Source organism: Sulfuriferula multivorans, assembly GCF_003851125.1.
Classification (GTDB): domain Bacteria; phylum Pseudomonadota; class Gammaproteobacteria; order Burkholderiales; family Sulfuriferulaceae; genus Sulfuriferula; species Sulfuriferula multivorans.
In genome coordinates this window covers 15,507-39,878 of record NZ_BGOW01000019.1, presented here as the reverse complement: position 1 = coordinate 39,878, position 24,372 = coordinate 15,507, and the positions used below count along the sequence as shown (strand labels likewise).

At 57.8% G+C, this 24,372-nt stretch carries 19 protein-coding genes; 12 read left to right on the top strand and 7 right to left on the bottom strand.

The window, feature by feature from the left end; translation table 11 throughout:
- Positions 1 to 131 precede the first annotated feature (131 nt).
- A complete protein-coding gene (locus EI185_RS11070) occupies positions 132 to 1,304 on the bottom strand; it encodes a GNAT family N-acetyltransferase (protein WP_124705219.1) in 1,173 nt (390 codons plus the stop codon).
- A gap of 45 nt (positions 1,305 to 1,349) precedes the next feature.
- Between EI185_RS11070 and sucC the strand changes: the two genes are divergently transcribed.
- The 4 genes from sucC to EI185_RS11050 are packed head-to-tail and all read left to right on the top strand — an operon-like array spanning position 1,350 to position 5,352.
- On the top strand, positions 1,350 to 2,519 hold the full coding sequence (gene sucC / locus EI185_RS11065; protein ID WP_124705218.1) for an ADP-forming succinate--CoA ligase subunit beta: 1,170 nt from the start codon (positions 1,350 to 1,352) through the stop codon (positions 2,517 to 2,519).
- 1 nt (position 2,520) lies between these two features.
- Complete coding sequence (gene sucD / locus EI185_RS11060; protein WP_124705217.1) at positions 2,521 to 3,393, top strand: succinate--CoA ligase subunit alpha; 873 nt, start codon at positions 2,521 to 2,523, stop codon at positions 3,391 to 3,393.
- Positions 3,390 to 4,991 carry an NAD+ synthase gene (locus EI185_RS11055; protein WP_124705216.1) on the top strand — a complete coding sequence of 534 codons (1,602 nt, stop codon included), beginning with the start codon at positions 3,390 to 3,392 and terminating at the stop codon, positions 4,989 to 4,991. The genes sucD and EI185_RS11055 overlap by 4 nt, the downstream gene beginning before the upstream one ends.
- A gap of 22 nt (positions 4,992 to 5,013) precedes the next feature.
- Positions 5,014 to 5,352: a P-II family nitrogen regulator gene (locus EI185_RS11050; RefSeq protein ID WP_124705215.1), complete on the top strand. Its 339-nt coding sequence runs from the start codon at positions 5,014 to 5,016 to the stop codon at positions 5,350 to 5,352.
- A gap of 58 nt (positions 5,353 to 5,410) precedes the next feature.
- Here the strand turns inward: EI185_RS11050 and EI185_RS11045 are convergent, their stop codons facing one another.
- The gene (locus tag EI185_RS11045; protein WP_124705214.1) at positions 5,411 to 6,202 is read right to left on the bottom strand and encodes an outer membrane protein assembly factor BamD; all 792 of its coding nucleotides are present in this window, start codon (positions 6,200 to 6,202) and stop codon (positions 5,411 to 5,413) included.
- Between the two features lie 61 nt (positions 6,203 to 6,263).
- Between EI185_RS11045 and rluD the strand changes: the two genes are divergently transcribed.
- The 4 genes from rluD to EI185_RS11025 all read left to right on the top strand — a co-directional run bounded on the left by rluD (position 6,264) and on the right by EI185_RS11025 (position 13,441).
- The gene (gene rluD, locus EI185_RS11040; RefSeq protein WP_124705213.1) at positions 6,264 to 7,169 is read left to right on the top strand and encodes a 23S rRNA pseudouridine(1911/1915/1917) synthase RluD; all 906 of its coding nucleotides are present in this window, start codon (positions 6,264 to 6,266) and stop codon (positions 7,167 to 7,169) included.
- The gene (pgeF, locus tag EI185_RS11035; RefSeq protein ID WP_124705212.1) at positions 7,166 to 7,918 is read left to right on the top strand and encodes a peptidoglycan editing factor PgeF; all 753 of its coding nucleotides are present in this window, start codon (positions 7,166 to 7,168) and stop codon (positions 7,916 to 7,918) included. Before rluD ends, pgeF begins: the two co-directional genes overlap by 4 nt.
- 64 nt (positions 7,919 to 7,982) lie before the next feature.
- Entirely contained in the window at positions 7,983 to 9,692 is a 1,710-nt protein-coding gene (locus EI185_RS11030) for an autotransporter assembly complex protein TamA (RefSeq protein ID WP_189836376.1), read from the top strand.
- Positions 9,693 to 9,733: 41 nt separating this feature from the next.
- Entirely contained in the window at positions 9,734 to 13,441 is a 3,708-nt protein-coding gene (locus EI185_RS11025; protein ID WP_124705210.1) for a translocation/assembly module TamB domain-containing protein, read from the top strand.
- A 1-nt stretch (position 13,442) separates the two neighbouring features.
- Here EI185_RS11025 and nadC read toward each other — a convergent pair whose 3' ends face one another.
- Both nadC and EI185_RS11015 read right to left on the bottom strand, forming a co-directional pair.
- Positions 13,443 to 14,306, bottom strand: a complete 864-nt coding sequence (gene nadC / locus EI185_RS11020; protein WP_124705209.1) for a carboxylating nicotinate-nucleotide diphosphorylase — start codon at positions 14,304 to 14,306, stop codon at positions 13,443 to 13,445.
- A gap of 77 nt (positions 14,307 to 14,383) precedes the next feature.
- Positions 14,384 to 14,650 carry a hypothetical protein gene (locus EI185_RS11015; protein WP_124705208.1) on the bottom strand — a complete coding sequence of 89 codons (267 nt, stop codon included), beginning with the start codon at positions 14,648 to 14,650 and terminating at the stop codon, positions 14,384 to 14,386.
- Between the two features lie 91 nt (positions 14,651 to 14,741).
- Here EI185_RS11015 and clpB point away from each other — a divergent pair, with 91 nt between their 5' ends.
- A complete protein-coding gene (gene clpB, locus EI185_RS11010) occupies positions 14,742 to 17,318 on the top strand; it encodes an ATP-dependent chaperone ClpB (RefSeq protein ID WP_124705207.1) in 2,577 nt (858 codons plus the stop codon).
- A gap of 163 nt (positions 17,319 to 17,481) precedes the next feature.
- Here clpB and EI185_RS11005 read toward each other — a convergent pair whose 3' ends face one another.
- Positions 17,482 to 18,138 carry a DUF1345 domain-containing protein gene (locus EI185_RS11005; protein ID WP_223247793.1) on the bottom strand — a complete coding sequence of 219 codons (657 nt, stop codon included), beginning with the start codon at positions 18,136 to 18,138 and terminating at the stop codon, positions 17,482 to 17,484.
- A gap of 222 nt (positions 18,139 to 18,360) precedes the next feature.
- Between EI185_RS11005 and EI185_RS11000 the strand changes: the two genes are divergently transcribed.
- A complete protein-coding gene (locus EI185_RS11000) occupies positions 18,361 to 18,738 on the top strand; it encodes a DsrE family protein (RefSeq protein ID WP_124705206.1) in 378 nt (125 codons plus the stop codon).
- Here EI185_RS11000 and EI185_RS10995 read toward each other — a convergent pair.
- Together EI185_RS10995 and EI185_RS10990 are read right to left on the bottom strand one after the other, a co-directional pair.
- Positions 18,732 to 21,374 carry an ATP-binding protein gene (locus tag EI185_RS10995; RefSeq protein ID WP_124705205.1) on the bottom strand — a complete coding sequence of 881 codons (2,643 nt, stop codon included), beginning with the start codon at positions 21,372 to 21,374 and terminating at the stop codon, positions 18,732 to 18,734. The two genes, EI185_RS11000 and EI185_RS10995, sit on opposite strands and share 7 nt — an antisense overlap.
- 18 nt (positions 21,375 to 21,392) lie before the next feature.
- Positions 21,393 to 21,902 (bottom strand): C40 family peptidase, encoded by a 510-nt coding sequence (locus tag EI185_RS10990; protein ID WP_124705204.1) that lies wholly within the window; start codon positions 21,900 to 21,902, stop codon positions 21,393 to 21,395.
- Positions 21,903 to 22,008: 106 nt separating this feature from the next.
- Here EI185_RS10990 and EI185_RS10985 point away from each other — a divergent pair, with 106 nt between their 5' ends.
- Together EI185_RS10985 and EI185_RS10980 are read left to right on the top strand one after the other, a co-directional pair.
- Positions 22,009 to 22,662, top strand: coding sequence for a DUF6781 family protein (locus EI185_RS10985; protein ID WP_124705203.1), 654 nt, complete (start codon positions 22,009 to 22,011; stop codon positions 22,660 to 22,662).
- A gap of 28 nt (positions 22,663 to 22,690) precedes the next feature.
- The gene (locus tag EI185_RS10980; RefSeq protein ID WP_124705202.1) at positions 22,691 to 24,352 is read left to right on the top strand and encodes an ABC1 kinase family protein; all 1,662 of its coding nucleotides are present in this window, start codon (positions 22,691 to 22,693) and stop codon (positions 24,350 to 24,352) included.
- Positions 24,353 to 24,372: the final 20 nt, after the last annotated feature.

Here is a 24,372-nt window from a genome sequence, read left to right as displayed (position 1 = left end):
ACTATGGAAATTTCTTCACCGTTAACAGCGCCTAAATTGCTGGATCAAGTGGGGGGAAAAATCCGCTTCAAGCATTGCAGTATCCGCACGGAAAGGCAATATCTGCAATGGATCAAGTGCTTGATCCGGTTTTAGCTGCCGCTTATATCGTCGTGTGTGTTCGGCGCACAGGTGTTTTTGAACGGCGAATGTTCATTCAATTCTCCGATGTAATGCGCGACACCCAGCGCTTCGCGTTCCAGGAAGGTTTCCACTGCCTGGGCAAAGCGCGGGTGCGCCAGCCAGTGGGCAGAGGTGGTTTCCATCGGCAAAAATCCGCGCGCCAGTTTGTGTTCTCCTTGCGCGCCGCCTTCAAATAGTCGGATGCCGCGCGCGATGCAGAATTCGATGGCCTGGTAGTAACAAGTCTCGAAATGCAGCGCGGGCGAGTAAGCATGTGTGCCCCAATAGCGCCCATACAAGGTGGTGTCGTCATGGAAATTGAGCGCGGCGGCAATGTCGTGCCCTGCCTGGCTGGCGACGATCATCAGCACGTTGTCCGGCAGCGTATCGCCTACGCGCTGAAAAAAATCCACATTGAGGTAGGGGGTGGAGCGATGTTGAAGATAGGTGTTGTCATAGCAACCGGTGAAAAACGCCCAGTCCTCGGCTTTGATGTCGTTGCCGGTCAACTGGCGGAAGCTGATACCCGCTTCACTCACTCTGCGCCGCTCCTGTTTGATTTTCTTGCGTTTGTCGTGGCTCATCGCGGCGAGGTACGCGTCAAAACTGGTAAAGTTCTGGTTGAGCCAATGAAACTGAACCCCGCGTCGGATCATCAGTCCTGCGTTCTGCAATACGGAACTGTCTTGTGGGTCCGGAAACAGACAATGAAAGGATGACGCGCCAATAGATTGCGCATGTTCGATGGCAGCGTGAGCCAGGAGCGCCCGGTGGACGTCGTTTTCAGCCAGCAGACGGGGTCCGGTAACTGGCGTGAAGGGGATCGCCGACAATAATTTTGGATAGTAGGTCAGACCATTGCGCTGATAGGCTTCTGCCCATGCCCAGTCGAATACGTATTCGCCGTAGGAATGGTTTTTGGCGTAGAGGGGCAGCGCGGCGACCAGGCGTTCGCCTTCCCATAGTGTCAGGTGTTGCGGTAGCCAGCCGGTTTCATCGCCCACGCAGCCGCTGGCTTCCAGCGCATGCAGGAAGGCGTGGGAGAGGAAGGGCTGGTTGCCGGCAAGTCGATTCCAGGCTGCGGGTGTGACTTCATGCATGCCTGCCAGTACGCGCAACTGCGGAGGTTGTGGCGTGTTCATGGGTTTTCCGACACAATTCGGTTTTTGCTAAAAAACATTTCGAGCATGAATTTACACGAATATCAGGCCAAGCAGTTATTACGCGAGTTCAACATCATTACTCCGCGCGGGATTGTGGTGGAAGATCCGACTCACGCCGAACTCGCCGCGACCGGCTATCTGGGCGGCGACGCCTGGGTGGTGAAGGCGCAAATTCACGCCGGTGGCCGCGGCAAGGCCGGTGGCGTGCGGCTGGTGAAATCCATCGATGCCTTGCTGGAAGCCGCGCAGGCGTTGTTGGGTAACCCGTTGGTGACTTACCAGAATGCCCCGGACGGGCAATTGGTGAGCAAGCTGCTGGTGGAAGAAACCCTGCCGATTGCACGCGAAATGTACCTGAGTCTGCTGGTGGACCGGGAAACCGAGCGTGTGGCAGTAGTGGCCTCGGTTGCGGGTGGCATGGAGATCGAAGAAGTCGCGCAAACCCAGCCGGACAAGATTCTGCGTGAGCTATGCGATCCGCTGCTCGGCCTGCAGGAGTTCCAGTGCCGCAATCTGGCGTTTGGCCTGGGTCTCACCGGCAGCCATATTGGCGACCTGACGCGCATGTTGCGCGCCCTGTACAAGCTGTTCATCGAATCCGATCTGAGCCTGCTGGAAATCAACCCGCTGGTGATTACCGAAGACGGACGCATGGTCGCACTGGACTGCAAGATGGGTGTGGACGACAACGCGCTGGGGCGGCAGAAAAAGTTCGCCGACCTGCGCGACGACACGCAAATCGACGCCAGGGAAGTCGCCGCACAGGAGGCCGGACTCAATTACATCGCGCTGGCTGGCAACATCGGCTGCATGGTGAACGGCGCCGGGCTGGCGATGGCGACCATGGATCTGATCAAGCTGCATGGCGGCGAACCGGCCAATTTCCTCGACGTGGGCGGCGGCGCAACGGCTGAAACCGTCGCCAAGGCATTCAAGATCATCCTTTCCGACAGCAAGGTGCGCGCGGTGCTGGTGAATATTTTCGGCGGCATCATGCGCTGCGACATCATCGCCGACGGCATTATCCAGGCAGTCAAGGAAGTGGGCGTGCAAGTGCCGGTGGTGGTGCGGCTGGAAGGCACCAACGTCGAACTGGGCAAGCAAAAGCTGGCCGACAGCGGCTTGTCCATCATCACCGCCGACGGCTTGACCGATGCGGCGCAACGCGCGGTTGCCGCGGTACAAGGTTCCTGACATGAGCATACTGATTAACAAAAACACCAAAGTCCTGTGCCAGGGTTTCACCGGCAAGCAGGGCACGTTTCATTCCGAACAGGCGCTGGCTTATGGCACGCGAATGGTGGGCGGCGTAACGCCCGGCAAGGGCGGACAAACCCACCTTGATCTGCCGGTATTCAATACCGTGCGCGAGGCGGTGCGGCAAACCGGCGCCGATGCCAGCGTGATTTACGTACCGGCGAATTATGCGGCGGATTCCATCATGGAGGCCGCGGATGCGGGGATAGCGGTCATTGTCTGCATCACCGAGGGCATCCCGGTGCTGGACATGCTCAACGTGAAAGCCGCGCTGCGCGCCAACGGTGCCAAATTGATCGGCCCCAATTGCCCCGGCATCATCACTCCGGACGAATGCAAGATCGGCATCATGCCCGGCTTTATCCATCAGCGCGGCAAGGTGGGCATCGTCTCGCGCTCCGGCACGCTGACCTATGAGGCGGTGCACCAGACCACCCGGCTCGGGCTGGGGCAGACCACTTGCGTGGGCATCGGCGGTGACCCCATCAAGGGGCTGGATTTCATCGATTGCCTGCAAATGTTCCAGGCCGATCCGGAAACCGAAGCCATCATTCTGGTGGGCGAAATCGGCGGCACCCGCGAGGAAGAAGCCGCCGACTATATCCGGCAGCACATCACCAAGCCTGTGGCTGCCTACATTGCCGGGCGTACCGCGCCCAAAGGCAAGCGCATGGGGCATGCCGGGGCGATCATCGCCGGCGGTAGCGGTACCGCGGAAGCCAAGATGCGCGCGTTGGAAGCTGCCGGTGCAGTGGTAGCACAATCCCCGGCGGAAATGGGCGCGGCGGTACAGACGGCCATGCAGCGATGAAAATCGCACTGGCGCAGATCAATTGCACGGTCGGCGATCTGGTCGGCAACGCGGCCAGGATACGTGCCGCGACGGCACGTGCCAAGGCAGCAGGCGCGACGATCCTGCTGGCACCGGAGTTGGCGTTGTCGGGCTATCCACCGGAAGATTTATTGTTGCGCGATGATTTTTATGTTCAGTCTGCTGCTGCATTAAACAGCCTGCTGGATGCGGCGCAGGGCATCACGCTGGTGGTCGGGCATCCGCTCAAGGAGGGGTCAAATCGCTACAACGCGGCTTCGGTGCTGCGCGATGGCAAGATCGAAGCGGTTTACCGCAAGCAGCGCTTGCCCAACGACACGGTATTCGACGAAGTGCGCTACTTCACGCCGGGCACGCAAGCCTGCGTGTTCGAGCAGGATAGCGTGCGCTTTGGCGTGAATATCTGCGCCGACGTGTGGGAACAAGGTGCGGCCTGTGGCGCCGCCCAGGCCGGGGCGGAAGTGCTGCTGGTGCTCAACGCCTCGCCGTTTCATGTCGGCAAGCAGCAGGAACGTTATCAGGTAGCGCGCGAACGCATCCGAGAAAGTGGCCTGCCCATGCTGTATTGCAATTTGCTGGGCGGGCAGGATGAGCTGATCTTCGACGGCGGATCCTTCGCGATGAATGCCAACGGCGAGCTCACCAGCCAGTTCCCGGCGCTGGTTGAAGATATCTATCTGGTCGAAATGAAAGGTGTTTCGCCCGTACCCGGCGCGATTGCGCTGCCCTTAAGCACCGAAGCATCCGTATATGAGGCACTCAAGCTGGGTGTGCGTGACTATATTGGCAAGAATGGTTTTTCCGGCGTGTTGCTGGGTTTGTCAGGTGGAATCGATTCGGCACTGACGCTGGCAGTGGCGGTCGACGCACTGGGTGCCGACAAGGTCCATGCGGTGATGATGCCGTCCGAATTCACCGCCGCCATCAGTCTGGAAGACGCCCGCGCCATGGCGACAACGCTGGGCGTGAAATACAGCGAGTTGCCCATCAAGAGCGTGTACGACAGCTTCCTCGGCAGCCTCGCCGGCGAATTCAACAATTTGCCGTTTGACCTGGCCGAGGAAAACATCCAGGCGCGTGTCCGCGGCACGCTGTTGATGGCGCTCTCCAACAAGTTTGGCGGGATTGTTCTGACCACCGGCAATAAATCCGAAATGGCGGTTGGCTATGCTACGCTGTATGGCGATATGGCGGGAGGTTTCGCGGTGTTGCGCGACGTACCTAAAACCCTGGTGTACCGGCTGTCCAACTATCGCAATGGCATTGCGCCGGTGATACCGTCACGGATCATTGAGCGCGCGCCCTCCGCAGAACTGCGGGCAGACCAGACCGACCAGGATTCGCTGCCGCCCTATGATATTCTCGATGCGATTATTGAACGCTATGTCGAGCATGACCAGACACCTGCTGAAATTATCGCTGCAGGCTACAATGAGATCGAGGTTGCACGTGTGATTCGCATGATAGACCGCAGTGAATACAAACGCCGCCAGGCACCTGTTGGCATCCGCATTACGCCGCGTGCATTTGGCAAGGATCGCCGTTATCCGATCACTTCCCGGTTCAAGCCGGGTTGATTATTTAAGCAAAGGGTATGAAATGAAAAAAATAGAAGCCATCATCAAACCGTTCAAACTCGATGAAGTCCGCGAGGCACTCTCGGAAATCGGCGTCACCGGGCTGACCGTTACCGAGGTCAAGGGCTTCGGCCGCCAGAAAGGGCATACCGAACTTTACCGCGGCGCGGAATACGTGGTGGATTTTTTGCCCAAGGTGAAAATCGAAATTGTAGTGTCGGACAATCTCGTCGACCAGGCGGTTGAAGCGATTGTGAATGCCGCACGCACCGGCAAGATCGGCGACGGCAAGATTTTTGTTACGGATGTGGAGCAGGTGGTGCGGATTCGTACCGGCGAGACCGGCGATACTGCGATTTGATCTGGCTGGTAGCGGCTTGTTAGCTCAAGCTGCGCTACCAGTTACGGTTTGCAAAGGTTTAGAGTTGCCAGAAACGCCACCAGGGTTTGCTCTTGTCAAAATTTCCCGACACATATTTACTGTTCGGGAAGTTTTTCTGTAACACCCGCAAGGCGTCATCGCGCAAGTCATTGATACCCATTTTATCGTAGGATTTAACAAGGATTGCCAGCGCCTGTTCGATAGCCGGGGCATTCGGATAATGCTCGATGGCATACTGGGCGCGTTTGCTGGCAGCCACATAGGCGCCGCGTTTATAGTAATACAGGGCGACGTGCACTTCATGCGAGGCCAGCGAATCCACCAGGTATTTCATGCGCGCCAGCGCATCCGGGGCATATTTGCTGTTTGAAAAACGCGTAACCAGTTGCTGAAACGAATCAAAAGACTCGCTTGCAGCCTTGGGATCGCGTTCGGTCATATCCTGATCGCCAATCCTCCCCAACAGCCCCTGGTCTTCGGTAAAGTTGGCCAGCCCCCTCAGGTAGTAGGCATAATCCACATTGGGATGCTCGGGATGCAGCTTGATAAAGCGGTCGCAGGCGGCGATGGCGGAAACCGGCTCATTGTCCTTGTAATAAGCATAGGCAACTTCCAGTTGCGCTTGCTGGGCATAGCGTCCGTAGGGGTAGCGCGCTTCCAGCGTCTCGAAGTATTTGATGGCTTTTTCATAGCCACCCGAATCGAGCTGATCCTTGGCTTCTGCGTAGAGTCTTTGTGCCGACCAGCCCTGGGTTTCATCAACCGTCTTCGGTAACAAACCACATCCAGCCAGCAGTACCACCAACAAAACAAGTAAACTTCGTTTCATGACATCGTCCGTAAAACAGTTGCCAGATTATACTCCAAACACTTCTGCCGAAGCCGTAATCATGATGGAAATCCCCGTCGCCAGTGCCGGTCAACGGCTGGATCAGGCTCTCGCCGCGTTACTGCCCGACTACTCGCGCAGTCGCATCCAGGATTGGATCAAGCATGAACGCGTGACCGTCAATGGCCGTTTTCTGGGGGTCAAGGACAAGGTGTGGGGGGGTGAGAAAGTACAAGTCTTGCCCGAAACGCATCCGGCCGAAGTGCCGGCGATGCCTGAGGATATCGCGCTGGCGATAGTCTACGAGGATGACGCCTTGCTGGTGGTCAACAAGCCGGCCGGGCTGGTGGTGCATCCGGGTAGCGGCAACTGGCAGGGAACCATGCTGAATGCGCTGCTCCACCACGCGCCTCAACTGGCCGGGGTGCCGCGCGCGGGCATCGTGCACCGGCTCGACAAGGACACCAGCGGCCTGCTGGTGGTGGCGAAAACACTTACCGCACAAACCAATCTGGTGCGTCAGTTGCAGGCGCGTAGCGTCAAGCGTGAATATCTGGCTGTGGCGCACGGGCTGATCGCGCAAGACGGCAAGGTCGACGCGCGCATCGGGCGTCACCCCAGCCAGCGCACCAAAATGGCAGTCGTTCATTCCGGCCGCGAAGCCGTCACGCACTACACCGTGCTCGAGCATCTAGGCCGCTACACCCTGATTCGCTGTGTGCTGGAAACCGGCCGCACCCATCAGATTCGCGTGCACCTGCAGTCCATCGGCCATGCGCTGGTGGGTGATCCGGTATATGGCCGCGCCAGCCAGATAGCAGCGCTGCCCGATTTCAAACGCCAGGCCTTGCACGCTACCCGGCTTGGATTGCTGCATCCGGTCAGCGGCGTCCATCTGGAATGGCAAGTGGAACCGCCTGCGGATTTTCAGGCCTTACTTGATCATTTAAGGATGGAGATCACATGAACCCGGACTGGATCATTCCCGACTGGCCGGCGCCGGAGCAGGTCAGCGCGCTGGTGACAACGCGTGCCGGCGGCGTCAGTGTGGCACCCTATGCCGGGCTGAATCTGGGTGGTCATGTGGGCGATGATCCCGCCAGCGTGGCGCAAAACCGTGCCATTTTGCGCGCCGCGTTGCCTGCTGAACCGATCTGGCTTACCCAGGTACACGGCAGCGCGGTGTTTGACGCAGATGGCCGCAATGCTTCGACAGAAGCGGATGCCAGCATGACGCGTCAGGCGGGCCGAGTATGCGCCGTACTGACCGCCGATTGCCTGCCGGTGCTGTTTTGCGACCGTCAGGGCAGCGTGGTGGCGGCCGCCCATGCAGGCTGGCGCGGGCTGGCAGGCGGCATGCTGGAAGCTGCGGTTGCCGCCATGCAGGTGCCCGCAGATGGCGTAATGGCCTGGCTGGGCCCGGCTATCGGCGCACAGGCGTTCGAGGTGGGCGACGAGGTGCGAGAGGCGTTTGTCGCCATGCAGCCGCAAGCCTCCGCAGCTTTTGTTGCGCAACGGCGCGGCAAATGGCTCGCGGATATTTATGCCCTGGCACGGCTGCGGCTGCATCGTATTGGCGTCACCCGGATATACGGCGGCGGCGCTTGTACCTACAACGAATCCGCACGATTTTATTCGTATCGGCGTGATGGTGCGACGGGACGCATGGCCAGCCTGATCTGGTTGCGACACGATGGATCAAAGGTTGGCGATTAAAGGGCTTTCACGCCGGGGCGCCGTCAGATTCCGGAGCGTCTTGCTGGTGCTGGCGTGCATGCTGATGAGTATGGCGCTGCCGGTTTTTTCGGCAGGGCTGGACTACCGGGTTGAACTGGATGTGCCTCAGGCTTATCGCGATTTGCTGGAAAAGAACCTCGACATCAACCGCTGGCACAATAATCCAATGCTGGACACTGCGCAGTTGCAAAGCCTGTATCAAGCTGCGCCGGACAATATCCGCACCCTGCTTGCCACCGAGGGGTTTTATTCCCCGGAAATCACCGCTTCGATTTCATTGCAGGACCAGCCGATCCTGATACGTTTTGTCATCGCCCCTGGCCCGCCCACACAGGTGGCGCAGCTCGATCTTTCCTTGCAGGGGGCAGTCGCGCAGATGCCCGAAGAGCGGGACCGACTGCTGGCCCAGCTGCGTCAGGCGTGGCAACTGCCGAGCGGTAGTGTGTTCCGTCAGACGACCTGGGAATCGGCCAAACGCAATGCATTGAAAACCTTGCTGACCGGGCGCTTTCCCACTGCCCGTATTGCCTCCAGCCAGGCAGTGGTGAATCCGCAAACACGTCAGGCGACGCTGAGCGTGACACTGGATAGCGGTCCCGCGTTCAGCTTCGGCGCGCTGCATATCAGCGGCTTGCAGCGTTACCCGGCCAGCGTCGTCGAACGGCTCAACCCGATCCAGCCCGGCGCAGCCTATTCACAGACCAGTCTGCTGGAATTCCAGGCGCGTTTGCAGGATACGGGTTATTTCCGCACGGTGAGCGTGTCCGCGGACACCGATCCGGCCCACCCGGACAATGTGCCGGTGCAGGTCAATGTGGTGGAAAACCCGTCCAGCAAGCTCGGCTTCGGTATCGGTGTCAGCACCGATAGCGGATTGCGCGGGCAGATCGAGTATCAGGACCTGAACGTGATGCGGCGCGGCTGGCGTTTCAAGAGCCTGCTCAAACTCGAAACCAGCCTGCAATCCCTGAATGCCGAATTGCAGTTGCCGCGCAATGAACTGGGCTACCAGGACAGCATCAACGCCTTTCACGAACGTGCCGATATCAAGGGTGTGACCAGCGTGCGCACCGGCACCGGCGTCAAGCGCACACGCACCAAAGGCCGGATTGAAACCACGCTGGCGACGCAGTTCCAGACCGAGCACCAGTCCATCGCGGGTGGTGTCGGGAATAAGCTTCAGGCGCTCACTCTCAATTACATCTGGACCTATCACAATGTGAACAATCCGCTGTTCCCGACGCGCGGCTATGTGTTCAGTGCCCAGCTGGGCGGGGCAGCGCGCGCGCTATTGTCGGATCAGGATTTCGTGCGCGGCTATACCCGTGTGGTGTATTACCTGCCGCTGGGCCAGCGCGATGGCTTGATTCTGCGTGGCGAGTTGGGTGGCGTGCTGGCTACCAGCAGCAACGGGATTCCTTCGGATTTCCTGTTTCGTACCGGCGGCGACCAGTCGGTGCGCGGCTATCCCTATCTGAGCCTGGGCGTGAAACAGGCGGATGCGATTGTGGGCGGTCGCTATCTGGCCGTGGGCAGCGTGGAGTACGACCACTGGCTGACCGAGCGCTGGGGCGCCGCGGTGTTTTATGACGTGGGCGATGCCGCCGATACCCTGCCCAATCTGCATCTGGTGCAGGGCTACGGCGTAGGTGCGCGCTGGAAGAGTCCGGTCGGCCCGCTCAACCTGGATCTGGCCTATGGTCAGGCAGTGCATGCATTGCGGGTGCATTTCAGCATCGGGGTGTCGTTCTGATACGGGGACGTCGGCTGGCGCTGCGCTGGGCAGGCAGGCTGATGTTGTGGCTGGGCCTGCTGCTGGTGCTGATCGCGGGGCTGGTCTGGCTGGCCGGGCGCGAGCCGACACTGCATATCGGCGCACAGATTGCCACGCGTCTGGCTGGCGGCCAACTCAGCTTCGAAGGCGTGAGCGGCTCGCTGTACGGGCCGCTTAAATTCTCCCGCGTGCGTCTCGATACGCCGGAGCGGCACATTGAAGCGCGCGATGTCGTGCTCGATTGGTCGCCGCACGCACTGCTGTATGACCATCAGTTGCTGATCCGGAAGCTGACGCTGGCCAGCCTCGACATCACCCTGATCAAACCCAGCCCCGAGCCGCCCAAGCTGCCTGTGACGCTACGGCTGCCCTACGCGCTGAATATCCCGGACGCCCGCATCGAGCATCTGACGGTACACCAGGGCGCGCACAGCTGGCCGCTATCGCAGCTGCGCCTGGCGCTGACCAATCCGGGTGACGCCTACCACGCCAGGCTCAGCGTGCGGAGTCCGTGGGGTGCGGGGCAGGCCAGCGCGCGTCTCGCTGCAGATGCGCCGTTTGCCCTCAACGGCACGCTGGATTTCGCCCGCAACGACGGCCTGCATGACTACACCGCGCACACCGCAGTGAGCGGTACGCTGGGGCAGCTGGAGGTGCAGGGGACAGGCAGTTCGGGCGCGGCCAGCGGTCGCTGGCAGGCAAGCCTGACACCATTCCAACCGGTGCCGCTGCAACAGGCGAGTGTAGTCGTGCGCCAGCTCGATCTGCGTCGTCTGGGCGCCGGATTGCCGCAGACCGACATGGATGCGGACCTTACGCTGCAGGCGCGTACGGCGACCATATTCAGTGGTGAGTTGCGCCTCGCCAACCGCTTGCCGGGCGCGTTGGATGCCGGTCGCATTCCGCTCAAGTCCGCACATACCCGATTCAGCGCTAGCCCGGATCAGTTCGCCTTGCATGCGCTGGCGCTCGATCTGGGCAGCGCTGGCCAGTTCAACGGAGAAGGCAGTCTGCAGCACGGCCTGCTGGCATTGAATCTGAGCACGGCCAACCTGAATTTGCATGACCTGTACAATCCGCTGCGCCCCACGCGCCTGGCGGGCAAGATCGCATTGGGTGTAGAGCAGAGCGGGCAAACACTGTCCGCCGAGTTGAGCCAGGCGGGCTACCGTATTGCGCTCAATGCCCGCCGCGCAGGCGAGCAATTGGTCATCGACAACGCACGGCTGGCCGCGGGCGGCGGCGAATTCAATTTCAGTGCCAGACTGGCACTGGCCGGCACGCGCGCGTTCAGCGCACAGGGTCAGTTGCGGCGCTTCGACCCGTCGCGCTTTGGCGGCTATCCGGCGGCAACCATCAACGCCACTGCCACAGCGCACGGCCAGCTCGACCCACAGCTTGCTGCCAGTGTTGCGCTGAACGTGGCAAACAGCCGCTATCGCGGCCAGCAGCTGTCCGGAAAAGGTGCATTCAAACTGGCCGCAAAGCGCGTCTGGGACAGCGATATTGCATTGCGCCTGGGGGCTAACCGGCTTGAAGCCAAAGGCGCGTTTGGTGCTGCCAATGACCGCCTGGACTGGCGCCTGGACGCGCCCGATGTGGCTGCATTCGGTCAGGGATTCGGTGGGCGCATGACGGCACAGGGCAGCCTTGGCGGCAGTCTGGTGCAGCCCTCGGCCAGCGTGAAACTGGAAGGGCAGGCGCTGGCGTGGCAGGGCATCCGTCTCGACAGCGTGTCGGCAACCGGTCAGTTGCAACACGGGATCAATGGCGCATTGAATCTGTCTGCACGCCTGCGCGGCTATCGCAGCGCGGATTTTGCGCTCGCCAGCGCCGCGCTCGATATGCATGGCACACGTGCTGCACACACCATCAATCTTGCCGCGCGCAATCCGCAGATTGACGCACGCGCCACGCTGAGCGGCGGCTGGCGCGATGGTCAGGGCTGGAACGGGCGCATCCTGCGCCTGGAAAACACTGGCCGTTATCCGGTAGTGCTCAACGCGCCAGCCCGGCTTGCGTTGGGTGCAGGCCATATCGAACTCAGCCAGGCTGACTTAGCCCTGGCGCGCGGCAGTGTACGCGTGGACGAATTTGCGCTGCAAAGCGGGCGCATTTCCAGCCAGGGCAGCATGAGCGGGCTGGACAGCGCGTATTTGCTGCGGCTGGCCAATATCAACCCGGATGTGGAGAGCACGCTGGTCGTGGGCGGCAAATGGCAGTTCGCAGCCGCTCGTCAGGTCAATGGCAGCATCCAGCTGTGGCGCGAACGCGGCGATGTCACACTGCCGGGCCAATCCGGAACCGCATTGGGCATCCAGCGCCTCGTCCTCACAGTGCAGGCGATCGATAACCGCATCCACAGCGAACTGGACGCGCAGGGTAACAAACTCGGCGTAGTCAGCGTGCTTGCCGATACCGCGCTGGCGCAGCGCAACGGTCAATGGGGCGTGTCGGGCAATGCCCCGTTAAGCGTCGCCGCCCGGGTCAATACGCCGTCGCTGGCCTGGGTGAGTCCCTTGCTTGGTGAGCCAATCACGCTGGATGGGTCAGTACAGGCGCAGGTCAGCGCCGGCGGTACGGTCAATGCGCCGCTGCTGAGCGGCACAGTGAGCGCCGACAAGCTGCTCTTCACTTACCCGGAACAGGGCATCGCGTTCACCGATGGCAGCCTGCGCGCCAGTCTGCGCGGTGACACCTTGACGCTGGACAGCCTGCACCTGCGCGCGGGCAGCGGCAGTCTTACCGGTACCGGGACGGCGCTGTTGCGCGATGGAAAACCCACCATGCAGATTGCTTTGCTGGCGGACAAACTCGCGCTGCTGCAGCGTCCGGACCGGCAGTTGACGGTGAGTGGCAAGGCCGATGTCAGCCTGGCGCCGCGCCTGCTTCGCGTTACGGCCAAAATTAACGCCGATCACGCCCTGATCGAATTGCCGCGCGGTGATGCGCCGACCTTGAGTTCGGACGTGATCGTATTGGGACGGCAAAAACCGCCATCCGCCAAGCGCCTGCCTACGGCACTCGACTTCGACCTGGATTTCGACCTGGGCGACCAGTTTTACCTGAAAGGGCGCGGTATGGATGCGCGTCTGACCGGTCTGGTCAAACTGCATGCCCGCGATGGCGGGCTGCCCACCGCTGTTGGCAGCGTGCAGGTCGCTGAAGGCACCTACAGCGCCTACGGCCAGCGCCTGAACATCGAGCGCGGCGTGGTGAATTTTTCCGGGCCGGTGGATAACCCCGGGCTGAATATTCTTGCCTTGCGTAAAAATCAGACCGTCGAGGCGGGCGTGGCGATTACCGGCAGTGCGCTGGCGCCGGTGGTCAAGCTGGTGTCCATCCCGGATGTGCCGGACACCGAAAAACTGTCGTGGCTGGTGCTGGGGCACGGCACGGAAAAGAGCAGCGCCGCCGAGTTCAGCGCACTCCAGACTGCGGCGGGCGTCCTGCTGGGGATGGGTGATTCGGTCAGTCTGCAAGCCAGGCTGGCCGAGGCCACCGGCTTGAGCGAGGTGAATCTGGCCGGCGGCGGCTCGCTGCAAAACAGCATTCTGGTGCTGGGAAAACGTTTATCGAAAAACGTCTATCTGAGTTATGAACAAGGCTTGGCTGGCACCACCAGCCTGGTCAAGATTAATTACACCCTGTCCAGGCGCGTGTCAGTGCGGGCGCAAACCGGCAGCCAGAGTGCGGTGGATGTGTTCTATACCTTCAGCTTCCACTGAATCAAACAGCCCACTCGAAGCGCATGGACAGATCCACAGCCTGAATGTGTTTGGTCAGGCCGCCCACCGAGATGCGCTGTACACCTGTTTCGGCAACGCTGCGGATGGTGTCGAGACTGATATTGCCGGAGGCTTCCAGCACTGCGCGGCCGGCGGTTACCCTGACTGCCTCGCGGAGCGCGTCGAGGGTAAAGTTATCCAGCAGGATCAGGCGCGCTCCGGCTTCCAGCGCCTGTTTCAGTTCGTCCATGTTTTCGACTTCAATCTGCACCGGCACGCCGCCTGCCATCCGGTCTGCGGCCGCCAGGACCTGAGCTATGCCACCCGCTGCCGAGATATGGTTTTCCTTGATCAGAATGCCATCATAGAGCCCGATACGCTGATTTTCGCCGCCACCGGTCAACACCGCGTATTTTTGCGCCCGGCGCAGGCCGGGCAGTGTTTTACGCGTATCCATCACCATCGCGCCGGTACCCGCAATTGCATCGGCATAGCGCCGCGTGATGGTGGCGGTGGCAGACAGTGTCTGTAAAAAATTAAGTGCGGAGCGCTCGGCGGTCAGCAATGCCCGTGCATTGCCGTGAATTTCGCACAGCATCTGATCGACGCCAATACAACTCCCATCACGCGTGTACCAGTGAATTTTTATGGAAGGGTCAATCTGATGAAAGCACGCTTCAAACCACGCCTGGCCGCACAAAATTGCTTTTTCGCGGCAGATTACTGCAGCACTGGCAGTGGCCTGTTCTGGAATGAGCGCAGCGGTGAGGTCGCCGCTGCCGATATCTTCGGCGAGAGCGGCAGACGCGTTGGCACGAACAACGTCTGCCAGTTTGGCAGGCAGGGAGACGGCATGTGAGAGCATGGGAAGAACGTTAGCAAGAATTGGAAGCCTGACATTTTGCGGGGTAAGGCAGGCAGGAGCAAATATAAATCCGGATATCAGCCAAAAGAAAAACTTGAATCATCCGGTGTGGATAGAAAGCGTTTTCGCGTATCCGATAGCTCCCATAGAATCGTATCGAGCAGCATTAATTCCTCCGCCACATCGGAAGGAAACCCTTGGCGTGAGCCGCGATGGTCTACCATGAGGTTAGCGAGGTAGGGCTCTACATCGGGTGTGCCCCATTTCTCGGATAATTTCTGGGCGATGTGTGGAAATTGGTTTTCCAGGTGGCTGCGGGTTTGGGTAGATGCATCATTTATCATGATTATTCTCCTCCTGGCGACATCGGCTGGTTGAAATTACGAACAGTCTCTCCATCTTATGGATAGTCCAAATAATCAAGGAAAACAAGCCATGCGTTTTGATAAATTGACCACGCAGTTCCAGCAAGCGCTTTCCGATGCCCAGAGTATGGCTGTAGGTCAGGATAACCAGTTCATCGAGCCGCTGCATCTGCTGGCGGCTTTGATCGATCAGACCGAGGGCGGCAGCACGTCGTTGCTGGCACGCGCCGGCGGCAACGTGCGCGCGCTGCGTGCGGCTTTGCAGGAGGCCATCGGGCGGCTGCCCAAGGTAGAAGGGCACGGCGGCGAGGTGCAAATCTCGCGCGATCTCAACAATTTGTTCAATCTCACCGACAAGGAAGCACAAAAGCGTGGCGACCAGTTTATCGCCAGCGAGCTGTTCCTGCTGGCTGCCTGCGACGACAAGGGTGAAGTGGGGCGGCAGCTCAAGCAGCATGGCGTCGCGCGTCAGGCGCTGGATGCGGCGATCAGCCAGGTACGCGGCGGCGAGAACGTGGCTAGCGCCGATGCGGAAGGCCAGCGCGAAGCACTCAACAAATACACGTTGGACCTCACTGAACGCGCGCGTCTGGGTAAGCTCGACCCGGTGATTGGCCGCGACGACGAGATTCGCCGCGCCATCCAGGTGCTGCAGCGCCGAACCAAGAACAACCCGGTGCTGATCGGCGAGCCGGGTGTGGGCAAGACTGCCATCGTGGAAGGTCTGGCGCAGCGCATTGTGAATGGTGAGGTGCCGGAGACGCTGAAAGGCAAGCGCGTGCTGGTGCTGGATATGGCGGGGCTGCTGGCCGGCGCCAAGTACCGGGGCGAGTTCGAGGAGCGCCTGAAATCGGTACTGAAGGAAGTCGCCCAGGACGAGGGTCGCATCATCCTGTTTATCGACGAGTTGCACACCATGGTGGGTGCGGGCAAGGCAGAAGGCGCAATGGATGCGGGCAATATGCTGAAACCGGCACTGGCGCGCGGCGAATTGCACTGCGTCGGCGCGACCACGTTGGACGAATACCGCAAATACATCGAGAAAGACGCCGCGCTGGAGCGGCGTTTCCAGAAGGTGCTGGTAGACGAGCCATCGGTAGAGGACACCATTGCCATTTTGCGGGGCTTGAAGGAAAAATACGAAGTGCATCATGGTGTCGAGATTACCGACCCGGCCATCGTCGCGGCGGCTGAATTATCGCACCGCTACATCACCGATCGCTTTTTGCCGGATAAGGCAATTGACCTGATTGATGAAGCAGCCTCGCGCGTGAAAATGGAAATGGATTCCACACCGGAAGTCATGGACAGGATGGGGCGGCGCATGATTCAGCTCAAGATCGAGCATGAGGCAGTCAAGCGAGAGAAAGATGAAGCCTCAATCAAGCGCCTGGAACTGATTAAGGATGAGTTGCTGCGTCTGCAGCGCGAATACAATGATCTAGAGGAAATCCTGAAATCTGAGAAGGCCATGTTGACAGGTGCGCAGCATGTCAGAGAGGAAATTGAGCGGCTGCGTACAGAGATGGCAGACCTGCAGCGCCAGGGCAAACTCGACAAAGTCGCCGAGATTCAATATGGCAAGCTGCCCCAACTCGAGGCACAGCTTAAGCAAGCCGAGGCGGGCGAAGGAAAGCACGAATTCAAGCTTTTGCGTCGTGAAGTTGGTACCGAAGAAATCGCCGAGGTCGTGTCGCGCGCGACCGGTATTCCGGTATCCAAAATGCTGTCAGGCGAGCGCGATAAATTGCTGCAGATGGAAGACGCACTGCACCAGCGCGTGGTGGGTCAGGATGAAGCGGTGCGCCTGGTGTCCGACGCCATCCGCCGTTCACGTTCCGGTTTGTCCGACCCTAATCGGCCATATGGTTCATTCCTGTTCCTCGGACCCACCGGCGTGGGCAAGACCGAATTATGCAAGACGTTGGCGGGATTTCTGTTCGATTCGGAAGATCACATGATCCGTATCGACATGAGCGAGTTCATGGAAAAACATAGCGTGTCACGGTTGATCGGCGCGCCGCCGGGGTATGTCGGCTATGAGGAAGGTGGCACGCTCACCGAAGCAGTGCGGCGCAAGCCCTACAGTGTGATCCTGCTGGACGAGGTGGAAAAGGCGCATCCGGACGTGTTCAACGTACTGCTGCAAGTGCTGGACGACGGGCGTCTAACCGACGGCCAGGGGCGCACGGTGGATTTCAAGAACACCGTTATCGTGATGACTTCCAACCTGGGCAGCCAGATGATCCAGCAGATGTCGGGCGACGATTATCAGGTCATCAAACTGGCGGTGATGGGCGAGGTTAAAACTTATTTCCGCCCCGAATTCATCAACCGTATCGACGAGGTGGTCGTGTTCCACGCTTTGGGCGAGGCACATATCCTCTCCATCGCACGCATTCAGGTGCAGTATCTGGCGAAGCGCCTGGCAGCCATGGGCATGGGATTCGAGATCACCGATGCGGCGCTGGCGGAATTGGCCGCGGTCGGCTTCGACCCGATATTCGGCGCGCGGCCTCTGAAACGAGCGATTCAGTCGCAACTGGAAAATCCGCTGGCGAAGGAAATCCTGTCCGGGCATTTTGCCGAGAAAGATACTATCCGGGTGGATTTTCGCGCTGGGGAAATGGTATTCGAAAAGGCTTGACCGGCGCGTCTGCAAGCATGTCCCGCTTCGTTGACTCGGACGGAGCGGGACTGTTTTCGAGTTGGTTCTGATAGTGGATACGCGCAATCAGCCAGCCTGAAGTTCCGCTTATTGAATGTTTCCCATCAGCCATTACAGGGTATTGCCAAACGCGCGTAATCCATCAAATCAGGCTGGCGAAAATATTCACACTCAATGCCAGCACGGCAACATTGAAGCCAAATGAAAGCAGACCGTGTGCCAGCGTGATTCGGCGCATGACACGCGAAGTCACGGCCACGTCGGACACTTGTGAAGTCATGCCGATGACGAAGGAAAAATAAGCGAAATCGAGATAATCAGGGTCACGATCGCCGGGAAAATTCAGTCCTCCGGTATGTGCAGCGCGTGCGCCCCTGCCGCCAATGTAGTAGCGATGTGCATAGTGGAAGGCGAAACGGGTGTGTATCAGCAGCCAGGCAAATCCCAACGCCAGAAACGAAAGCGCGACGTGCAGCATTTTTTTCCATACCGGCAAACCGTGGCCGCTTTTGTACATGAATGCGAGCGCGGCAACACTGATGCAGGCCGCACCCAGCACGATGAGCAATATCGTCAGGCTACTTTGCCTGTTGCGGGTGCTGATGCGGGTGGCTTCTGCATCGGCGCCGGCTATGGTGGTCCATGCCAATGACAGATATATCCCCGAAGCTGCGTCCCAACTGGCAATGGCGCGAGTGTCGAGCAATGCTATGGGAAGCATAAAAAACACGGCGATACCTGTCAGGCCGGCTATAGCCAGTCGATGATGCGCGTTTAGCCGTTCTATCCATTGTTTCAAGTGGGCGCCCATTTTTGCTTTTTATAAACCGTAAGTTGTTTCAGGGTGAATGATTTCTGTTCTGTTGAGAGAATACCCATTGCAACGCTGTCATGCTGAAGAATATTGCCAGTTCTGCCGTATTCTCATGCTAACCAATGCCGTTTGCGAGAGTCAATGCGGTTTTGACGGGTGACGAACAGGCAGGTAAGCTTCTGCGCCTGTCTTTCCGGAGTAATAATTGTGTCCGACAAGCTAGTAATGATGCTGTTGACCATCAGTCCTGACCAGCCGCACTTATGCGGAACCCCTTTTTTCCAGGCGGCCGCAGCGGCTGCAATGGATGCCGAGGTCGAAATATATTTCGCCAGCAGTGCTACCCGGCTGCTGGTGCGGGGCATTGCGGATGGAATCCATCCTTCCGACAATAAGGCAAAATCAGTATATGGTTTCATGCAGGATGCGGCGCAGTTGGGAGTGAAGTTTTTTGCTTGCGGTGGCGCGCTGGAGGCCTATGCCATTACGTCTGAATTATTGATTCCAGAATGTACTGGGATAGCTGGCGCCGCAGCATACATCTGCCGGGTAATGGATGATGACTGGAAATCCATCGCTTACTGATTTGCTGCTTCACGGTTGCCGACAAATAGTTGCACTCTGATAAAAGCCGCCTCCAGGTCATCAAACATATTACCCGCTTCGTCCCAACTTTCTGCCTTGATGGTCTGTTCGATCATGTCGGCCAGATGCTGCACTTCGGTAGCCGCAATATAAGCGGATGCGCCCTTGATCTCGTGTGCGGCACGAGCACATGTGACTGATTGCGCCTGTATCCCGCTACCTAATTCAATGAGTAGCGCCGCAGTGCTGGAGCAATACAGATTAAGCAGTTCCGAGACCAGGGCTGCGTCCTGTCGGCAATTTTTTTCCAGAGCCGGCATGTCAATCGGGTTGCTGTTTTCGACAGTTTCAGTCTGGCTAACGCGGGCTTGCTGGATGGGTGCATGTTTAAGCCAGCGTGACAACATATTGACCAGATCTTCTTCCTGAACCGGCTTGCTTAGGTAATCATTCATCCCCGCTGCCAGGCATTGTTCCCGCGCGCCCTGCATGGCATTGGCTGTCATGGCAATGATGGGTCCGGCATTGGGAACACTATTGCGAATAAGTGAGGTTGCCTGGTAGCCGTCCATTTCCGGCATCTGGCAATCCATCAGGGTCAGGTCATAGACTCCGGTTTGCGCAAGTGCGACTGCTTCGTGGCCATTCGCTGCGATGTCCACTTGCGCGCCCAGGTGGCGTAATAAGTGCAGTATGACTTTCTGGTTAACGATATTGTCCTCTGCCACCAGTATTCGTTTTCCCATGAATTTGGTGTGGTCTGGAGGGGATGGTAAAGGCGCGTGAGTGGCTAAAGCTGTAGATTCGGAACGGATCAATGGCAGGGTCAAGTGAAATGAGCTGCCGCGTCCTGAGACGCTGTCTACGCTGATGTGGCCACCCATCATTTCCGCCAATTGTTTGCAAATCGCCAGTCCGAGGCCGGTACCACCGTATTTGCGCGTGGTAGAACCATCTGCCTGGGAGAATGAGTGGAACAGGCGGCTCTGTGTTTCGGCTGAAATGCCGATACCACTGTCTTCTACCGTAAACAGGATCCAGCAAGTTGAATCGGATACATGGTCAGGTGCCAGGGCGACTGTAATATATACAGCTCCAGCATGGGTAAATTTAAGCGCATTGTCCACCAGATTGGAGAGTATCTGGCGCAACCTGTTGGGGTCACCGCGCACTTGTTCGGGGACATCCGGATTGAAGCTGCAATTAAAACCCAGTCCCATTTCTTCGGCTCTATTCACGAAGAGGCTCGCTATTTCCAGGACGGTTTCGTGTAGATTGAAGTCGATCGATTCGAGGTTGAGTTTACCGGCGTCGATTTTGGAGAAATCCAGAATGTCGTTGATGATCGTCAGCAGGCTTTTTCCCGAGCTGTATATGGCTTGAGCATATTCCCGCTGTTGCGGACTCAAAGTGGTTTTGAGCATGAGATTGGCCATTCCGATAACGCCGTTCATCGGCGTGCGGATTTCGTGACTGACATTGGCAACAAACTCGGCTTTGAGGCGTGCGGCTTCCACTGCCGCATCGTGCGCTTCCTTGAGGTTTTTCTCGGCCAGTTTTCGTTCGGTGATATCCCGCATGATGGCCTGTATCACACGCTTGTCATCCAGCGTCATCGCATGCAATGCGATTTCCGCGGGAAATTCGCTACCGTCATCCCGCAGGCCCTGCCATTCCAGGAAACAATAGCCTTCCGCACGCGCGCGCGCTACACAATCGCTGGAGAATTGTGCGGCGGTGCGCCCATCCGTCTGAATGGGCGCGCCTAATTGATAGGGGCGACGCGCGATGAAATCCTGTACTGAATCAATGCCAAACATTTTCAGTGCGGCCGGATTACAGTCGGTGAAGCCTTTCTCGTCCATAATCACAATGGCATCGGAGTTGGTTTCGAACAGGGTCTGATACTTGAGCTTCTGCTTTTGAAGTTCGCTGGTTTGGAATGTAGTGCGGCGTACCGCGACAAAAGCGATCAAAGCGCCAATCAGCCCCGCCAGGCTACCCATGACAATCATTTGCGAACGGGTTTCGTTATAAGCGTCAGAGGCATCCACCGCTGCATTTGCATTGGCGTCACGCTGCAGTTTAAGTAAGGCCTTTAACTCATTCACCAGCTCTTTTTGGGCGGGAATAGCCTCGTCCTGTAGCAGTTTTAGTGCGGTTCCATTTTTTTTATCCAGCGCCAGATCGACTGTGTGTATCACAATGGGTTGAGCGATGGCTGCCGACTTGCGGACGTGCACTAAAATCTCTTTTTCTTCGTTGCTGAGTTTGGCGAGGGAGATCGCCTGCAAGGCCTGGGAAAAACGAGCGCCGTAATTATGGAAATCGTAGAGTTCGTTATTCTGCTCAAACGGTGCGGAGTCGAGTACAAGCGAATGCATGGTGATGATGCGATCCAGTAACGCATCGCGCATGATGCTGGCAAGCTCGGTTTTGTAGTCGTTGACGGTGACGATTGTCACCAGGCGGTTATTGATCGCCTCCATCTGAGTCAACCCGAGCAGGGTAATCCCTACCATCAGGCTCAATATCAGGGCGAAGCCCAGACCCAGGCCGTACTTGATGCCGCGCAGGTTCACGTGGTTACGCCAGGTCTGGCTAACACGAGTGAAGTAGGACGCGAGCTTATGCATTACCGCGTGCAGTATTAATCAGCGATGGCCTGTCAGTGGAAAAGTGAGGAGGCGGCGCGCTCCTTCAAAGCGTTGCGACCAGTATTCTTCTTTCATGTCAGAAATCATGATGCTGCCGGTCCGACTGCTTGGCGCATGGATGAAGCGATGTTCGCCCAGATAAATGCCGACATGCGAAAACGCGCGCTTCATGGTATGGAAAAATACCAGGTCGCCTGGACGCAAATCCTGCTCGTCTATGCTTTCGCCCGTCTTGCTGATTTCGTCTGCACTTCGAGGTAAGTGCAGGCCGGCCACATTGCTGAATACATAACGCACGAAACCACTGCAATCCATGCCGGTTTGCGGTGAATTTCCGCCGTATTTGTAAGCGGTGCCTATCAGACTCACGGCATAGAAAAGCAAATCAGCGCGCTCGCCACTTATGGCGGTGTGTGCAGATACTGTCTCGCCGTCAGTGTCATCCGCATATACCGGATGGAACGCGGACAACGATAAACTGACTAATATGAAGAAAATAATGCGCATGGATATGAAATTTAATGAATTTTCCCACCCAGGTAAAGAAAAAAATCAACCCGATTGATTAACGGCTAATATCAAATTGTATTTAGACCATCGTAAGGAGCGCGTCATGGATGAGCACACTATCCCTATGGAAACTCTGGAAACCATCAAGCAGGAGGCCCGGCAGGCGGGAGCAGACGGAATGGATATCAGCGCACGCATACATGACATTACAGTGCGGGCGATCGAACAAAGAACATTGAATGTAGCCGAAATCAAGGCCGTATTGGCGTCAGTCAGTGCCGGTGTTAATCTTGGGTTGGCTGAACGCGGCGGCGATATCGCGCAATCACTGCGTGCCGCGGTGAGTGGCATGGATCAAGCCTTGATCAAGTTTGCCCAATCTACACAACTGATGATTGAAGAAATGCTCACCAGTGGCAGGGAATCCCACGTAGACGAGTTGAAACAATCGCTTCAAACCTTGCGCGATCTGGAACATTTACTGATTGATGCCATCCGCCAGACTGCCCGCACCAGTACGGGGATGCTTGTGATGGAAGCGAACCGGGTCGCTAGCCATCTCAAAACAAGCGGGTCGGACTCTGGTGGTCAGATGAGGGATGCGCTCACTCAGCTGACCACCGGAGTACGGATTGCCATACATTCTGGTAAGGTCAGTGCCGAATTGGGCACCCGCGAGATAGCCAGTCGCATGGCTCTAGTCGCCAGTGGATTGTTGACGGGGGCAGGTGAGGCGTTGCGCAACAAGGTAAAGTAATCAACTTAACTGATCAATAACGATAATTATGCTTTGGGAGACTATCGGCGTCGTTCGCGACTTGCCGAGATTGCACGAAATCGCCACCATCATGATCCGCTATGGCTGGGGAGATATGGTGCGCGCACTTGGAATTGGCACGGCACTTGAACGCGCCGGGCGTATTCTTCATTGGCAAAGCACGTCTGAAACCAGCCAGCTGGAACCCGCAGTGCGGATTCGGTTGGCTATGGAAGAACTGGGTCCAACCTTTGTCAAACTCGGTCAGTTGTTTGCCACGCGTGTCGATGTCTTCCCGCCGAGCTGGATTGCGGAATTCGAAAAGCTGCAATCGAAAGTGCCTCCCGTACCATTCGCAGAACTGGCACCGCATCTGGAAACGGCACTCGGTCTTCCTGCCACCGAGATTTTTCTTGAACTGGATATCGACGCTTTTGCTGCTGCTTCAGTGGCGCAAGTGCATCGGGCAAAATTGCAGGACGGCACACCGGTCATCCTCAAGATCCGTCGCCCCGGGATCGAAAAAAAGATCGAAGCCGATTTGCGCATCATGCAGCACATCGCCCGTCTGGCTGAAAAAGAGATACCCGACGCGCACCGCTACCAGCCGGTGATGATGCTGGCGCAGTTCCGGCGTTCATTGCGGCGCGAGCTTGACCTGCTGATGGAAGCCCACAATATCGAACGTTTTCGCACCAATTTTACAGGTGATGAAACCGTACATATCCCCAGGGTATACTGGGATTACACCAGTGAAATTCTCAATGTGCAGGAGGAGCTGATAGGAATCCATGGCACGCATCTGGCTGAGGTTCGTGCTGCGGGAATGGATTTGCCTGTGCTGGCCACGCGCGGTGCCGATGCGGTGTTGAAAATGATTTTGGTACATGGTTATTTTCATGCCGATCCGCATCCCGGAAATGTTATCTACTTGCCCGGCAATCGTGTCGGCATGATCGATTTTGGCATGGTGGGGCGGCTCACCGAATACCGCCGTAACCAGATTGTGAATTTGCTCGACGCGATGGCGCGCAAGGATGAGGAGGGGATGCTGGCCGTATTGCTGGATTGGACCGGTGATGGCGAAGTGGACGAGGCCAAGCTTGGTTACGATGTGTCGGAGTTGGTATTCAGCTATGACAACCTGCAACTCAAGGATGTAAAAATTGGTCCCTTGCTTACCGACATCACCGCTATCATCCGCGAGAATGGTCTCGTGCTTCCTGCAGACCTGACGCTGCTATTCAAGGCATTGATTACCCTGGAAGGACTCGGTCAGCAGCTTGATCCGCATTTTCATATGGTGGATCATCTCACTCCCTTCGTGCGAGGGGTCATCGCCGAGCGCTACCAGCCCGCTGCACTGATCAAACGCGGCCGAAAAAATCTTAAAGAAGCCCTGGAGGTTGTCTCCGGCTTGCCGCGGGATATGGCAAAGTTATTGCGCGAGGCACGCCGCGGGCATCTGCGTATTGACCTCGACCTGAAACGTCTTGACCAGTTTGGGCACCAGCTCGATCGTGCCAGCAGCCGCATCACCATGGGCATCCTCACCGCCGCCCTGATTATCGGCTCATCCATCGTCATGACTGTCCCGGGTTGGCGATTCCTGGGTATCGTAGGTTTTTTGCTGGCGTTTTTAAACAGCATCTGGGTGATATTTTCAATTTGGCGTTCAGGCAAACACTGATCGAGAAATTTACCGTTTAC

Excerpts from the sequence above, each read along its gene's own strand:
- clpB (WP_124705207.1), top strand. The coding sequence starts at position 14,742 with ATGCGTTTTGATAAATTGACCACGCAGTTCCAGCAAGCGCTTTCCGAT.
- EI185_RS11055 (WP_124705216.1), top strand. The coding sequence starts at position 3,390 with ATGAAAATCGCACTGGCGCAGATCAATTGCACGGTCGGCGATCTGGTC.
- EI185_RS11045 (WP_124705214.1), bottom strand. The coding sequence starts at position 6,202 with ATGAAACGAAGTTTACTTGTTTTGTTGGTGGTACTGCTGGCTGGATGT.
- nadC (WP_124705209.1), bottom strand. The coding sequence starts at position 14,306 with ATGCTCTCACATGCCGTCTCCCTGCCTGCCAAACTGGCAGACGTTGTT.
- EI185_RS11015 (WP_124705208.1), bottom strand. The coding sequence starts at position 14,650 with ATGATAAATGATGCATCTACCCAAACCCGCAGCCACCTGGAAAACCAA.
- EI185_RS11070 (WP_124705219.1), bottom strand. The coding sequence starts at position 1,304 with ATGAACACGCCACAACCTCCGCAGTTGCGCGTACTGGCAGGCATGCAT.
- EI185_RS11050 (WP_124705215.1), top strand. The coding sequence starts at position 5,014 with ATGAAAAAAATAGAAGCCATCATCAAACCGTTCAAACTCGATGAAGTC.
- sucC (WP_124705218.1), top strand. The coding sequence starts at position 1,350 with ATGAATTTACACGAATATCAGGCCAAGCAGTTATTACGCGAGTTCAAC.
- EI185_RS10985 (WP_124705203.1), top strand. The coding sequence starts at position 22,009 with ATGGATGAGCACACTATCCCTATGGAAACTCTGGAAACCATCAAGCAG.
- EI185_RS10980 (WP_124705202.1), top strand. The coding sequence starts at position 22,691 with ATGCTTTGGGAGACTATCGGCGTCGTTCGCGACTTGCCGAGATTGCAC.
- rluD (WP_124705213.1), top strand. The coding sequence starts at position 6,264 with ATGATGGAAATCCCCGTCGCCAGTGCCGGTCAACGGCTGGATCAGGCT.
- EI185_RS11030 (WP_189836376.1), top strand. The coding sequence starts at position 7,983 with ATGAGTATGGCGCTGCCGGTTTTTTCGGCAGGGCTGGACTACCGGGTT.
- EI185_RS10995 (WP_124705205.1), bottom strand. The coding sequence starts at position 21,374 with ATGCATAAGCTCGCGTCCTACTTCACTCGTGTTAGCCAGACCTGGCGT.
- sucD (WP_124705217.1), top strand. The coding sequence starts at position 2,521 with ATGAGCATACTGATTAACAAAAACACCAAAGTCCTGTGCCAGGGTTTC.
- EI185_RS10990 (WP_124705204.1), bottom strand. The coding sequence starts at position 21,902 with ATGCGCATTATTTTCTTCATATTAGTCAGTTTATCGTTGTCCGCGTTC.
- EI185_RS11025 (WP_124705210.1), top strand. The coding sequence starts at position 9,734 with ATGTTGTGGCTGGGCCTGCTGCTGGTGCTGATCGCGGGGCTGGTCTGG.
- pgeF (WP_124705212.1), top strand. The coding sequence starts at position 7,166 with ATGAACCCGGACTGGATCATTCCCGACTGGCCGGCGCCGGAGCAGGTC.